This is a genomic window from Caulobacter sp. CCNWLW153 (assembly GCF_036889365.1).
Classification (GTDB): Bacteria; Pseudomonadota; Alphaproteobacteria; order Caulobacterales; family Caulobacteraceae; genus Caulobacter; species Caulobacter radicis.
This window is the reverse complement of the sequence record NZ_JBAKFV010000001.1, coordinates 301,739-316,429: the sequence shown is the minus strand read 5'-3', so window position 1 is coordinate 316,429 and position 14,691 is coordinate 301,739. Positions and strand designations below refer to the sequence as shown.

Annotated in this window: 7 protein-coding genes; 3 read left to right on the top strand and 4 right to left on the bottom strand. The window is 65.8% G+C overall.

All coding sequences use genetic code 11. The annotated features are described in order from the left end of the window. Positions 1-80: 80 nt before the first annotated feature. Complete coding sequence (locus V6S85_RS01285; protein ID WP_116568671.1) at positions 81-1,715, bottom strand: AMP-binding protein; 1,635 nt, start codon at positions 1,713-1,715, stop codon at positions 81-83. Positions 1,716-2,131: 416 nt separating this feature from the next. Here V6S85_RS01285 and V6S85_RS01280 point away from each other — a divergent pair, with 416 nt between their 5' ends. From V6S85_RS01280 to V6S85_RS01270, 3 genes are all read left to right on the top strand, one after another. Further along, a complete protein-coding gene (locus V6S85_RS01280) occupies positions 2,132-5,161 on the top strand; it encodes a TonB-dependent receptor domain-containing protein (protein WP_133244782.1) in 3,030 nt (1,009 codons plus the stop codon). 292 nt (positions 5,162-5,453) lie between these two features. Beyond that, entirely contained in the window at positions 5,454-6,188 is a 735-nt protein-coding gene (locus V6S85_RS01275; RefSeq protein ID WP_116568673.1) for an SDR family oxidoreductase, read from the top strand. Continuing rightward, entirely contained in the window at positions 6,185-6,937 is a 753-nt protein-coding gene (locus tag V6S85_RS01270) for an SDR family NAD(P)-dependent oxidoreductase (RefSeq protein WP_334347742.1), read from the top strand. The genes V6S85_RS01275 and V6S85_RS01270 overlap by 4 nt, the downstream gene beginning before the upstream one ends. Before the next feature lie 256 nt (positions 6,938-7,193). Here V6S85_RS01270 and V6S85_RS01265 read toward each other — a convergent pair whose 3' ends face one another. The 3 genes from V6S85_RS01265 to V6S85_RS01255 all read right to left on the bottom strand — a co-directional run bounded on the left by V6S85_RS01265 (position 7,194) and on the right by V6S85_RS01255 (position 14,657). Continuing rightward, the gene (locus V6S85_RS01265; protein ID WP_334347741.1) at positions 7,194-9,272 is read right to left on the bottom strand and encodes a DUF6351 family protein; all 2,079 of its coding nucleotides are present in this window, start codon (positions 9,270-9,272) and stop codon (positions 7,194-7,196) included. Between the two features lie 76 nt (positions 9,273-9,348). Next, positions 9,349-12,459, bottom strand: coding sequence for a glycosyl hydrolase (locus tag V6S85_RS01260; RefSeq protein ID WP_334347740.1), 3,111 nt, complete (start codon positions 12,457-12,459; stop codon positions 9,349-9,351). Continuing rightward, on the bottom strand, positions 12,456-14,657 hold the full coding sequence (locus V6S85_RS01255; protein WP_334347739.1) for a beta-glucosidase: 2,202 nt from the start codon (positions 14,655-14,657) through the stop codon (positions 12,456-12,458). Before V6S85_RS01255 ends, V6S85_RS01260 begins: the two co-directional genes overlap by 4 nt. Positions 14,658-14,691 lie beyond the last annotated feature (34 nt).

Below are 14,691 nucleotides of genomic sequence, written 5' to 3'. Positions count from 1 at the left end.
CCGCCCGGAAGACGGGGTCTTCCGGGCGAAGTTCTGCTCCTGGGGAGGAACTCAGCAATCGGCCCGGGCACACGGTCGGCTCAGGAGGCCTGCACGCTGCCACCTGCGCGCAATTGCTCGCGGATCACGAAGCGTTGGACCTTGCCAGAGGCGGTCTTGGGCAGTGCGGCGGCGTAGTGGACCCGCCGCGGGAAGGCGTGGGCGGCAAAGCCGCGTTTCACCTGAGCCTGAATCTCCTGGGTGAGCCCGTCGGAAGGCGCGTATCCGGGCCGCAGGACGACCACCGCCTCGAGCACTTCGCCGCGCACCTCGTCGGGGATGGCCACCGCGGCGCATTCCAGGATGGCTGGATGGAGCGACATGGCCGACTCCACTTCGAACGGACCAATGCGATAGCCGGCCATGATGATCACGTCGTCGTCGCGCGATCCGAAGTAGAAGCAGCCCTCGCGATCGGTCCGCGCCACGTCGCCGGTCAGATACCAGCGTCCGTCCGCCGAGAACTTTTCGGCAGTCTTGGCTGCGGCCCCGACATAGCCTTCGAACCAGGCAAGCGGGCTTTCTGGAAGCTCCACCGCCAAGCGCCCGTTTGTATCTGGCGCGGCGATGCGATCCGCCTCCGCGTCTAGGACGACGGCTCTCCACCCGGGCATGCTTCGACCCATCGCGCCCGTCGTGAGGTCTCGGCGCAAGGCTGGGTGCTGATGGTTGTTGATCATCATCCCGCATTCGGTCTGGCCGTAGTGGTCGTGGACCTCCACGCCCAAGGCCTCCTGGGCCCACAGATTGACTTCGGGGGTCAGCGGCTCGCCAGCGCTCGACGCGCATCGCAATGAAGATTGCGGGTTGAGCCCGGAGCTGCGAAGCGCTCGATAGACTGTGGGGGCCGCGGCGAAGTTGGTGACCTTGCAACGCTCAAGGACATCAAGGGTCAATTCGGCGGAGAATGGCGCTGTGAGCAACAAGCTTCGGCGGCCCGCAACGAGCGGCGCCAAGATCCCATAGTAAAGGCCGTAAGCCCATCCTGGATCGGCAGCGTTCCAGTAGATGTCGTCAGCGCGGACATCGAGCCCGTATTCAAGATAGGTTTGGAAGCTCGCCAAAGCCTGGACAGGCACATGGACGCCCTTTGGCGTGCCGGTGGTGCCGGACGTATAGATCTCGACCAGCGGCGCTCGCCCGCCGCCGACGAAAGCGGCGAAGTCTGCGTTACCGCCCTCCAGCACTGCGTTCCAGACATGGGCGCCCGCCACGCCGAGCCGGGTCGCGATCACCAGGGCGCCGTCCAAGTCCAACTCGGCGAGCTTGAGGCCTTGGTCGGGGTCGACGATCACCGCGCGGGCTCGAGACGCCTTCAGGCGAAAGTCGATGGCGGCTGGGCCAAACGCGGTGAACAGCGGGACATGGATGGCGCCAAGACGCCAGATGGCCAATAGCGATACCAACAGCTCGGCGCTCTTGGTCATCAACGTCGCCACCCGGTCTCCGGGCCTAACGCCCAGTTGGCCGAGCGATGAGGCAAACCGTTCGGATCGGCGCTTCAACTCACCATAGGTCAGGTCGGTGCTGACCAGGTCCGGTCCGATGATGCTGAAAGCCACAGCATCCGCATCGTGACGATCGCAAAGCAGGTGCGCCGCGCAGGCGCCGGCGTTCCCATAAGACGCAATAAGCTGCGCCACGCGCGTGTCCGGATCGAGCTGGCCGCCATGCATACTGTATCTCCTCCATCGGGCTTGGCGCCCGTCAGGGGAAATCGGCGCGGCGTTACGGCTGCGTCCGGAGACAGCCAAGCTTCCCTCCCCCCTTTTTCCGATCATGGCCGCGACGAAGGTTAGGGGCGAGTATCATACGGTTACCTGGGGCCGTCGCGACGCTCGCGTCGAGGCGGGCCTTGCGAAGTCGTGCTGTACCCGATGCGACAAAGCCTGTCCGGCGCCGGAGGATCGTCAGAAAGCCGATCAAGAGCAGAGGCACGAAGGCCGGATCTCACGCACGCCTCGCGTGCGGACTGTTCAGCACCCTGAGCCTGACTGCGGCTCTCGCACGCATCGACCTGTCTTACAGTAACATACTTTCGGCTCGCCTTCCGCGCGCCGAGGGTTCTCCCAATAAAAAATAGGGGGAAACCGTGAAATCATTCAATTTCCGTTCGACGCTGCTCGCCACCACGACTCTTGGGGTGGGGATGGCTCTGGCCGGCCTGGCGCCGGCGGCGCAGGCTCAGTCGGCAGGTGATCAGCAAGCCGCTCAGATCGAAGAGGTCGTTGTGACCGGCTCGCGCATCCGCCGCTCGTCGGACACCACCTCGTCCGCCCCGGTGGCGATCATCGGCGCGCGAACCATCGAGGACAAAGGGTTCGTCCAAGCGGGCGAGGCGCTGAACGAGATGACGTCAATCTCGCCCAGCCGGGCCCCCACCCCGGCGCTTTCCAATGGTCAAGCCGTGGCCGGCCAGGATTTCCCAAACCTGTTCAATCTGGGTCCTGCGCGAACGCTTTCCCTCCTCAATGGCCGCCGCATGGTCTCCAGCTCGTCTGGCCTGGGCGACGAAGCGGTCGACACCAACATCATACCGACCGGCCTTCTGGAGCGGATCGACGTCGTGCAGGGCGGCGGCGCGGCGGTCTACGGTTCTGGCGCCATGGCGGGCGTGGTGAACTACGTCATGCGTGACGACTATGAGGGCCTGTCGGTAATGGCCCAACATGGCGCCGACACCCGCGACTCCTACAAAGCCTCGGTCTTTCGTCTGGTCGCAGGTCAGAATTTCGCGCAGGGCCGTGGCAACATCGCCGGGGAGTTCGACTATTCGCGCTCCTCGCCGCTTCTCACCGGCGACCGTTGGGAGTCTCACAGCGAAACCATTCCCAACCCGGCCGCCGGCGCTGGGACGAACGGCGTTCCTGGGACCATCTTCTACAATGGCCCCGTCTCGATCTATTCGGACACCAACGGCTTGGTCGCGCTAAGTAATTCCCCGTTCGCCGCCGGCGCAGCCGGCACGGTCACCCAGGGCGGCCGCGGGGTGACGATCGACAGCGGCGGCAACATCGTCCTGAGAGATTTGGGGACCCCGTACGCTTTCTTTTATAACCTCGGGTCGGAGTTGGACTGGCCCATTCCGCGCTCATTTTCCCTGGCTCCTCGCCTTGAACGCAAGATCGCCACCGTCACTGGCCACTACGACCTGACCGACAATATCACCCTGACCGGCGAGTTCCTCGGCGCGCGGGTCGAAGCGACCCAGAAGTCGGGCGGGCTGGTTGTGGCGCAGTACACCGGCGCGCTCAGCGTGCCGTATCCGGCGCTAAGCCCGCTGGCCTTCACCAACACCAATCCGTACCTGACGCCCACGACCATCGCGCAGCTCTCCGCGTCCAGCCCCGCCTTCGCCGCCGGCTTGCCGCTGTACCTGTCAAAGACGTTCGGCAATCTGGGCTCAAAATACCTGGATCAACGGTACAGGACCGACACCACGCGGGCGATGATCGGCCTGGAAGGCAAGTTCACTGCAGTGGATCGCAACTTCTTCTGGGACGCGTCCTACACCGCGTCGCAGGTGCGCCAGCGCGTCGACGGTTACAGCATCGTCTCGTCCAACCTGCGTCGGGCCGCCAATGCGACCCGGAACGGTGCTGGCCAGATCGTATGCGCCGTGAACGCCACGGTCGTGACCGATCCCGGCTGTGTGCCCTTGAACATCTTCGGCACGGAGCAGATCACGCCCCAGCAGGCCGCCTACATCATGGCGCGCAGCGGCGGTGGAGTGTTCAGCCCGGTCACCAATAAGCAGCAAGACTTTTTGGCGACGATTTCCGGCGATCTGCTGAAACTGCCAGCCGGTCAGTCCAAGTTCAGCTTGAGCTACGAACATCGTAAGGAAGAGGCCGATTTCGAACCTCTCGCCGAAGACCTGGTGCCGCAGTTCTTCAGCGGGATCGCCGCCACGCCCGCTCGCGGCACGTATAATACCAATGAACTGGCCGGGGAAATCGAAGCGCCTCTGCTGGGCGGAGACGTAACCCTGCCGTTCGTGAAATCCCTGGAATTTTCCGGATCGTTCCGGTTCGTCGACAATTCGCTGGCTGGCAAGGACACGGTTTGGAGCGCGGGCCTGCGTTGGGATGTCGGCGCTGGTCTAGTGCTTCGGGGAACGCGCAGCCGCAATTTCCGCGCGCCCTCGCTGAACCAAGTCACCGCGCCTGCCGTCGTCGGTCTGGGCGCCGCGTCCCATCCCTGCAGCCGAACCAATATCGGCGCGGGCCCCGCCCCGTCCACGCGGGCGGCCAACTGTCTGGCGCTGTTCACCGCCAATCCGACCTACGGCCTGGCGACCCTTCCAGCCGGCGCGCCAACCACTCCTCAAAGCCGCCTGAGCAACTTCCAAGGCACGGTTGTCGCTCAGGTTCGCACGACGACGCAAGGCAACGCCGACCTTGAGAACGAAGTGGCCGACACCACCACCTTTGGGTTCGTCTACCAGCCCAAATTCATCCCGCGCCTGGCCATTTCGGCCGACGTGATCAGGATTGATCTGAAGAATTCGATCCAACTGTTCTCCGTGACGAACTTCGCCACGACCTGCTTCGACGCCTCGCCCCAGCCGGCGGCGTTCTGCGGCACGCTGGGCTACGACGCTCAGGGCGACATCAACCAAGGCATCGCCAGCAACGTCAACGCCGGCGCCGAAGTGCTGCATGCCGAGGTCTACAACATCGACTACAGGCTTCCGCTCCAAGAGGTTTCGAAGCTGCCAGGGGTCTTGGACTTCACCCTGCAGGCTACGCATAACACCCTAGCGACGGTGACCTTTGCCGGCACGACGACCCGCACCGACGCGACGCAGACGCTGCCCGAGTGGGTCGTGCGATTTGATGTTCACTACACTAACGGCCCCGTCCGGCTGAACTATTCGGCCAACTACATGCCCTCCACCCTGATCAACTCGACCGCGACGATCGAAAATTCGCCGGGCGGCGTGGCGAAACTCTCCTCCAATACGCGGCACGACCTGTCGGCGGAGTATAGGTTCCTCAAGCGCTACTCGGTGCGTGTCGGCGTCAACAACCTCACCGACGAGCTTCCGTCCTATCCCTCTCTGACCTATGGCGACTTCCTGGGGCGCAACTATTTCGCCGCCCTGAAGGCGGAGTTCTAGCGAGCTTGCCTAGGGCGCCCTCGGGACGTCCCTGCTGTCGGGCGCGGGCCGGAGCAATCTGGCCCGCGCTCTTGTTTTTCAAGCCGCACGGGCCTGGCGCGCGACGGGGTCGATCCGAAACCAGTCAAGGTCGCCGACAGGACGCGCCGCCGTCAGGCCTGAACCAAGGCCTTCAGCGCCCACGCCATTTACAAACAGTTCGGACTGCATGATACCCGGACCGATCTCAAGCCGGGCCGCGGGCCCGGCCGGAGACCGGCTGAACAGGGCGGGAAACATGATGAGCGAAAGAATGTCCGTCGACCGCCTGCGCGGGAAGGTCTGCTTCGTCACCGGCGCGGCCCGGGGCATTGGTCGAAGCATCGCTTTAGCCTTCGCCGCGCAAGGCGCCCAGGTCATCGCGGCCGATCGCGACTTCGACGATGACGCTTCGCTGGCTTTGCTTGAGCGCCTTGTGCTGGACGTCACGGACGAAGCTGCGGTCGCGCAGGCGGCCCGGGCGCATGGCGACGTCAACGTCCTGGTCAACGGGGTTGGCGCGGTCTGCGTCGGCGCGGCCCTGGATGGGACGATCGACGACTTCGACCGAAGCTACGCTGTGAACGTCCGCAGCATGGCTCTGACGATCCGCGCCTTTCTTCCGGCGATGACGTCGCGCGGCGGCGGCTCGATTATCAACATCGCCTCGGTTGTCTCCTCGGTGATGGCGGCTCCAGACCGCTTCGCCTACGCCACGAGCAAGGCTGCGGTGATCGGCCTATCCATGTCGGTGGCCCTCGACTACGCCAAGCACGGCGTGCGCTGCAACGCCATCAGTCCGGGTACGATCGAGACACCCTCCTTGCGCGAACGCTGGGCCGCCACAGGTGATGTCGCCGGCGCGCGGGCGGCCTTTGTCGCCCGACAAGCCTTGGGTCGCCTGGGCGCGCCCGAGGAGATTGCGGCCGTGGCTGTGCTTCTGGCGTCGGACGAGGCGACCTTCATGACCGGAAGCAACATCATCATCGACGGAGCCATGAGCCTATGAGTTCCCCACTCGCGATCGTCACCGGCGGGAGCACTGGCATTGGCCAGTGTCTCGTCCAGTCCCTGTCCGAAGCGGGATACGCCGTCGCCTTCAGCTATCGCCCGGGCGAACCCCTTGTCGCCTCTAGTCCGCCGGCCGTAGGGGGCGGTCGCATCCTTGGGCTTGCCTGCGACGTCGGCGAGAAGGGGCAGGTCGATGACTTTCATGCGGCGGCGGCCGATTGGCATGGCGCGGCGCCCGACCTGCTGGTGAACAATGCGGGCGTTCAGACCTGGTCCCCGTTGCTGGAGCTTCCGGAGGCGCGATGGGACGAGGTCATTCGCACGAACCTGAAGGGTTGTTTCCTGAACATCCAGGCCGCCGCCAGACTGATGAAGACCGCGGGCGGCGGCGCGATCGTCAATATCGGTTCGGGGTGCAACAAACTGGCGTTCCCCAATCTGGTCGACTACACCGCCTCCAAGGGCGGGATCGAGCAACTGACCAAGTCCGCGGCCGTCGAGCTTGGCCCGTACGGCATTCGGGTCAACTGCGTAGCGCCCGGCGCCATCATCACCGCGCGGACGGAACTGGAGTCTCCCGACTATGAGGCGACATGGGCTCCGATCACGCCCCTGGGTCGGGCGGGCCGGCCCGACGACGTCGCCGATGTGGTGAAGTTCTTCGCCAGCCCGGCCGCGCGCTTCGTGACGGGCCAGACCCTATGGGTCGACGGCGGGGTCTTCAGTCGAGCCGCATGGCCCTATTGAGCGGGCATGCCCAGGGGACGCCGACGTCGGCCGAAGGCGGGCCCACCGCCGGGCCCGCAGGCTTGGGAGCTTAAGGCGGGCGGCGACAGCCGGCTAACCCGACAGGTCGCGCGCGTCGCCAGCAGACCTGCCGCTTTTCCGGGTTGGATGGTCCAAGGCGCCAACGACGCAGCGCCCACCGGGCTAGGTTCCGCCACGCACAATGAGCCGGCGCCAGACGCGGCGATATCTGGGCCGCGTCCGGCGCCGCTGGGCGTCAGAACCGCACGTAAGTCCCAGCTGGCTTGACCTGGCCGACGCCGGGCCGCTGAAAGTCGCACACGCCGCTCGCGAAGATCCGGCGCAATCGCAGCTCCTGATCATGGCTGAAAGCGACCCGGTAATCCTTGGGATCGGGCGACTTCAATCGGCACTTCAGCACATCGTTGGTCAATGGCCCGCCAGCGACGATCCTTGGATTGACGTAGATCGGATAGGCGGCGTTGAACGCCGTACCCGGATCCATGGTGGCCTCGGCCATGTGCTTGTCGCCTGCGTCGTCAAAGTAGGCGTCGGCAGCCTCGGGCGGGCGGTGGCGCACGACCTTGGCATGGCTGAGCGGCGCGGGGTCGGACGCGATGGCGTCGAGCCATTGCGTCATCAGATCGAGCACCTTGTCCTCGGGAAACACCTTGCTTGGCTGCACGAGACTGGCGCCTTTCGGCGCGACCCAGATCACCTGGTTATCAGCGTCGCCATTGGCCCGGATCAGGCGCAGCCTGACCTCGAAATCGCGCTGGCGATCATGGATGTCGCCGAACGGGTCTTGATACCCGCGAAGCTGCATAATCGGGGTCAGCCCCAGGCCGCCGCCGCCCGGATTGACCAGCCCGCTGGTGTACATGCGCCGAACCGCCCGGGGATCGGCGGCCGTGCGAACGGGCGAAAAGACCAAGTCCTGTGTGAACCCGCCGATCCGCTCGTTGAGATCCAGAAATTCATCGACGCTGATGACGCCGTCATTGAGCGCCTTTAGACCGTATTGCACGCCCACATTGTCGTACGGCGAACGGGCAAATCCTGTCTTGGGATCGCGTCCAAGCTGGTTGACCAGCCAGCTATAGTAGCCGCAGCGCGCGCCCTTCGGATTGCTGCGAGGATCATAGGCAAGACTTAGGTCTTTGAGCCCGCAGGCGGCCTTGTTGGTGACTTTCTGGCTCGAAGCGATGAACCGGACCCAGTTCTCACACGTCGCAGGCGAGGCGAAACCGGCGACCGCACGGCGCTTGTCCGGGGACCAAACAGAACCGCCCTGCCCTTTCCAATAGTTCTGCAGCAGATCGCAATCGAGAACGTGGGCGGCGACGGTGGAGTCGGCGAACGCGACTCTCGGCTGCAAGCCGTCGAGCAGTCCAGGATAGAGGGCCGTGATGTGCAGTTGCTGGATGCCGCCGCCCGACCCGCCCGTCCCAAGGGTCCAGCGCGGGACACCGTAGCGCTCGATGAAATGCTCCTTGAGCATCATCAGCGTCTCGCCCTGGATGATCGCATTTGACGCCAAGCCGTTGACCAGGCCCGTAGCCACAGCGAAGGCGAAGCCTCTGGACAGGTAGAGATCCTCAAGGGCGTCCTGCGGCTTGTTGGTTCCCTGCTCGTACCGGCCAGCCAGTCCCCCGCCAAACCCGACGGCGAGCTTGCCGTTCCAGCCGGGTCCGGGCGTCCATTCCAGCGATTGCGGGGCGGCCGGGTCGTCGAGCACGGCGATGCGATAGATCGTGCGGTTGAGCGTCCCGGACTCCACCCGAACGATGTAGGGCAGTGTCTGCCTGTTGACGGTGACGCTCGCCAGGTCGGCCGGTCTCTGGCCAGGTGTCAGCGGCTTGAAGACGCCGGCGGTCGAGCGATAGAAGTGCTCTGTGCTTGTAGGCGCGTTGCAAAAGGCGTCCATCGCTGGGCCAAGCCCGGACTGGACCGTCCGGCATTCGAACGGCGTGATCTGCGGTCCGGAAAGGATCGGGCCGCTCTTGCTGTGATTGACGAGGGTCAGCCGCGCAGAGCGCCCGCCGGAACGCACGACGAGCTGGTTGCGACCAAGCTTCAGCCCCTCGACCAAGCCGACCCAACTCTCGCGGCGCCCGTCCTTGCGGAGCGCTGCTGACGGTTGGCCGTTGACGGTCAGAGCCACCAGCCCCTCGGCCCCGCGCACCTCGATCAGGGCGTCCTGATCGGACACAAGGTCAGGCCTGGGAGAGGACAGGACGGAAATCTGCAGGCGCTGTTTGGCGGCTGCTGGCGATCCAGCCACGACGAGCAGGGCGGCGACCGCCAGAGTGAGGCGAGTGATAAGGCGGTTCACGATCAATCATCCTGCAGAGGTTTATGACGAAGCGTTCGCGGCAAGGCTCGCCCGCGCGGGACGTTTGGAGCCGTGTTCATCGCGGCTTTTCGGGCGAAGGCTGCGGGTCGGCGATGCGGGCCCGCGTCGGGCCGGACTGCCGCGCGCGGTGCAGAGGCTGGATCCGATAGGGACGCAAGTAGACCTGGCCGGCCGCACCCAGCAGGCCTTCGTCGCGCGCCGGCTCGCATTTGACGCTGCCGCAAAGCGTCGTCGCCACGCTGACGGCGATGTCGTTGACGCCCCCCCTCAAAAAGGCGCTGAGGTCGACGACGGGGTCCTGCTGGTCCGCCCCGTGAATGACCTGGCCGTTGACCGACACCTGATAGGCGCCCTCCACCCGGCCCAGATCCAGGAGATAGCCGGCCCGCCGCGGTGAAAAGGCCGGCAGCGTGACTTGACTGCGATAGGTCGCCAGGCCGGAGAGGTCGCGTAGGGCCGGCGATAGCTCGCGCAGTGGCGCCAGCCGCGCGCCGAGGCTGAACGGCCCAAGGCTCGGCCTGGCGGACGTGGCGAACGCAGAAGCTCCGTTGGCCGGCTTCGCCACGCCAGAGAAGGTCATCCGCCAGTCGGTGATCAGCATCGCCGAGGCGGAGGGGCGACGGCGGACGAGAACCCCGTCGGCGTAGCCGATGTCCTGATTGGCGACCTGATCGGCGCCGACGTGCCGCGCTGGCGGCGTCAGGCCGCTCGCCCGCGCGGTTTGATCATCCATCAGCGCCACGAAGATGGCTTCATCGCGTTGGAAGGCAAGGGTGAGTTCGACGCGCCCTGGTCGCGCTGTATAGGCTGCGATCGGCGAGATCGAACCAGACCAGGCGTTGAGAAGATAGGGCCTGCCCTGTCCCGCCAGCGACAAGCGCACCGTCTTGACCGCTTCACGAGGGGGGACGGCCATCCGCGGATAGCTGGTTCCCTCCGGCGAAGGATTGACCACGGCGGAGGCGTCTTTCCCCGACACCTTATTGTAGTTGTAGAGGTAGTAGAGGTCGGTGGGACCGTCGACCCGGTGCTGAGCCAATACGCCCGGAGCGTCCATCACCTGCGCATCCGGCGCCACGCCCATCTCGCCCAACGCGAGCGGGACCTGGCCGTAGGTTTGGACCTGCCTGACGCCGGGCCGGGCAAGCAGTCGCGTCAGCGCTGCGGCGACTTGCTCATCGGTCTCCCCGCGCAGCACCGCGCCATATGACCGGCTGTGGCGCGGGAGCGGGCCGATGAAGATGATCCGAACCCCTTGCGCGGCGAAGGCGTCAAAGCGGACCAGATCGGCCATGGACAGGAACGGCGCGCTGGGGACCAGGAGCGCGCGATAACCTGGGCCCGATGGGGCGATCATCCCGTCCCGGGCTTGGCTTTGGGGCAAGGCCAGAAGGGCGGGCGATACGAAGTCATAGCTGAAACCCCGTTCGGCCAGCGCTCCGCCGTCGGGATAGAGCGCCTCCCCGTCGCCGTGTCCAACGGAGGGGTCGTTGAAGATATCCAGGCCAGCGCGGAAGATGGCGACATCCACCTTGGCGCGGCGGCGCAGCAAGGTGTTCCCGCGCGCCAGATAGTCGGTCAGGACTTGCGAGAAAAACGGCGCGGTCTGACGGTTCCAGACGTTCGTCACCTTGCCGCCGAACGCGTGGTAGCCTGGCCAGACCAGGCCGGGCAAGGCGCCTTGGTCGTTCCCCGGACCTTCGTAGCCGCCGTCATAGGCCGCGCCATGCAGGGTTTCAGCATTGACGCCTGCGGCCCAGGCGCGCTTGGACCACCACGTGATGTCGCGAAGGCTCTGACCGTAGCCGTCGCCAAACTCTGCGGCGCTCTCCACGGAAAATTGCGGCTTGTCCAGAATGTGGACCGCGGCCGCCATCTGGCGCATGCCGTCGATGGCCGCACGACCCAAGGCTTCGGTCTCGGGGACGCCGACGGCGGCGGCGACGGTTTCGATAGCCAGCGGCTTGTTGTAACCGACCTGATAGCGGACGGTGGCGCCGTGCTGCTCGGCGAGCGCCTGCAGCGGCGCCAGATGATTCTCGATATGCAGCGCCGTCAGGGTGTCCAGATAGTCCTGATTGACCTGCGCCGCCCGCACCGGATCAGGGCTTTCGAAGCCAGGCACGTCGTTCTTGGGATAGGTCGTACCAACCCCGATGAAGGGCAGGTAGGGCGCAAGATCGTATCCGTGCTGGGCCCGGAAGACCGCCGGCAGATCCCGCGTCCAGTCCATCGCCACCTTGTATTCAAGGGAGTCGTTGAAGAGGTCGTCGAGCGCGCCCGGCCTGAGCACCGAGGAAAAGACCTGGTCCCAATAGGCCCTGACCTGGCGGGCGCCGGCGGCGGAAAAATGATCGATCACATAGAGCGATCCGACCTTCTGCGCCGCTGGTTGGCCCCAGAAGGCCACGAGCATCCAGGGTTCTTCGCGGGTCGGAGGGGCAAAGGCGACCAATCCTCCCGCCGCGTGGGCCGCCGCGGTCAGATCCACCGCCCGCGCGGGATCCAGCGTCCGCTCGCCGACGAGCGGATAGGCCAGCAACGCCACCAGCTTGGGAGCGCCCTCGGGTCGGCGGACCCGTCCAGCGGGCGCGCGGCCTTCGAACCGCGATCCGGCCTCGATACGCTGCTGGCCATAGGTGAGCTCAAACAGGCTGGCCGGATCTTCCGCCGAGGCCACGCCCGGCATGGCGATCGGCCAGGACGGTCCGTTGGCGACGCTGAAGGTCAGGTCTTGCCGGGCGGCTTCCTCGGCGGCGATCTGCATGATCCGGTTCCACCGTGGCGTTCCCCAGCCGTAGTCGTCCGGAACGCCGGTGGGCCTATCCATCGCCACAAGCTCGAGTCCGCCAAAGCCCTGAGCGGCGAGGTTTTGGATGTCGCGGCGAACCCCGGCCTCGGTCACGGCGGCCTGCGGCGTCCAATAGCGGATTCGAGGCCGAGCCGCCTGGGGCGGCGCTCGAAACGCCCCTACGGCGGGCGGGGGTTTCGTCGCCTCCCTCCCCTCCGACAAGGCGGCGAGCAGGGCGCGCGTGCTGGCGCTGTCGATCGCCGCGGGGGCCGCCTGGGTTTGCGCCAAGGCCGATCCTGTTCCGGGCAGGATCAGAACCAACGCCGTCCAGCCCGCAAGGCGGGCGCGACCACGATGGCGGCGCTGGGCGCTCAACGCCCTAGCTCGGCGTGGTTAAAGCGGGTGGTGACGCTTTCGCCTAGGTCCAGTGCGGACTGGCCGGTGGCGAAGCCATAATCGCCAGCGCTCATACGCCAGCCCTTTTGGCCCCACTGGGCCAGCAGCCGGCGATCAATCGGAAGCGTCACCTGCCGCCGCTCGCCCGCCGAGAGTTGAACCTTGCCGAAGCCCACCAACCGTCGTCTTGGCTGGTCGCCCACCGACGTCAGATAGACCTGCACCACGGTGGCGCCGTCGCGCGGCCCGTCGTTGGAGACGGTCACGGTGGCGGCGGGCGCCTTGCCGGCCGTGACCCGCAGCCCTGAATAGCTGAAACGGGTATAGCTAAGGCCGTGGCCGAAGGCGAACAGCGGCTTGGCCTTGGTGGCGGCGAAGCGGCGGTAGCCGACATCGGCGCCCTCGTCATAGGTTACTGTGACCGGACGCTCGCCCGTGCCGCCGATGTCTTCGATCACCGGGTGAGCCAGCTGGCTTTCGTCAATCGGGAAACTGATCGGCAACCGGCCCGAGGGGTTGACCTTCCCGCTGAGGACGTTGGCGATGGCGGTTCCGCCTTCCTGTCCAGGATACCAGGCTTCGACGACAGCCTTGACCGAGGAGATCCAGGGCATCTTCACCGGATTGCCGGTCTCAAGCACGACGACGGTGTTGGGATTGGCCGCGGCGACGGCGGCGATCAGCGCGTCCTGGCCCTCTGGCAGGGTTAGGCTGCCGTCCAGACCCTCGCTTTGCCACTGGGTGGCGAAAACAATGGCGACGTCGGCGCGCTTGGCCATGCCCGCCGCCGCGGCGGGCACATAGCCCGGGTCGAACTCGATCTTCGCGTCTGGCAGCGCCTTGCGCAATTCCTTCAGCGGCGAGGATGGCATGATGACCTTGCGCACCCACTTGCCCCACGGATCACGACCGCCAAGATGCACGAAGGTGGCCTCCCCCGGCGGAACGACCTGGCTTGATCCGCCGCCCGACATCACCCCGACATCGGCGTGGCCGCCGATGATGGCGATCGTGCGCGCCGAACCGCTGAGCGGCAGGAGCTCGCCTTCATTCTTGAGAAGCACGATCCCGCTTTCGGCGACGGCCCGCACCTCTCTGCCGTGCGCGGCCATATCGACCGGTGTCGGCGCGGCGGTGTCCGCGCCCACGGCGTAGAGGGAGCGAAGGATTCGGCGCACCGCATCCGACACGCGCGCCTTCGACACGCGCCCAGCCTGGTATTCGGCGTAGAGCGGCTTGTCGAACCAGACCTGCTTGTCGGCCTGGGCGCCCGATTGCTGATCGAGCCCGGCGTTGAAATAGGACACGTCGCGCGTGGCCCCCCAATCGGCCATGACCCAGCCGCGATAGTTCCAGTCCGTCTTGAGGACCTGGTTGAGGAGGAAGTCGTTGCCGCAGGCGTAGTCGCCGTTGACCTTGTTATAGGCGCACATCACTGCGCCCGGTTGGCCCTCTTCGATGCCGAGCTCGAAGGCCAGAAGGTCGCTTTCCCGAAGCGCGGCTTCTTCGATCCGGGCGTCCAACTGCATGCGCGAGGTTTCAAGCGCGTTGAGCGCGAAGTGCTTGATCGTGGAAACCACGTTCTGGCTCTGAATTCCCCGGATCGAACCGCCGACCATGCGGCCGGCGAGCAACGGATCTTCGCCGAGATATTCAAAGTTGCGGCCGTTGCGCGGGTCACGGGTCAGGTTGACGCCGCCGCCCAGCAAGACGCTGAAGCCGCGCGACCTGGCTTCGGCGCCGACGACCGCGCCGCTGCGCTCGGCGAGAGTCGGATCGAATGTCGACGCCAGGAGCAAGCCGGAAGGCAGCGCCGTGGCTGAGTCGTTTTTACGGGCGAAGAATGGATTGGCGATACCAAGGCTCGCGTCGCTCTCGTAGATGTCTGGAAGGCCAAGGCGCGGAACGCCCTTGATCCAGCCCGCTGCGATCTTGAGCCCCTCGGGTGCGGTGACGATGCCGGGAATCGTCACGGGCATGATGCTGTGGAGAAGCTGAAACCGCTCGGCGTCGGTCATCTTGCGTTCGGTTTCAGCCGCGCGGCGATCGGCTCGACGGGCATCGTACGCTCGGGCCTCAGCCGATCGCGCCTGAGGCGTTTGGGCCGATGCCGGCGCGGGCAGCTGCAAGATCGCGGTGGCCGCCACGAGCAGCAGCGCAAAGTCGCGGTAGGTCATCAGCTTCCTTCGGTCCTGAGGTGTTGTTTCTGGT

Coding starts and splice junctions, on each gene's coding strand:
- V6S85_RS01270 (WP_334347742.1), top strand. CDS start 6,185: ATGAGTTCCCCACTCGCGATCGTCACCGGCGGGAGCACTGGCATTGGC.
- V6S85_RS01285 (WP_116568671.1), bottom strand. CDS start 1,715: ATGCATGGCGGCCAGCTCGATCCGGACACGCGCGTGGCGCAGCTTATT.
- V6S85_RS01275 (WP_116568673.1), top strand. CDS start 5,454: ATGTCCGTCGACCGCCTGCGCGGGAAGGTCTGCTTCGTCACCGGCGCG.
- V6S85_RS01255 (WP_334347739.1), bottom strand. CDS start 14,657: ATGACCTACCGCGACTTTGCGCTGCTGCTCGTGGCGGCCACCGCGATC.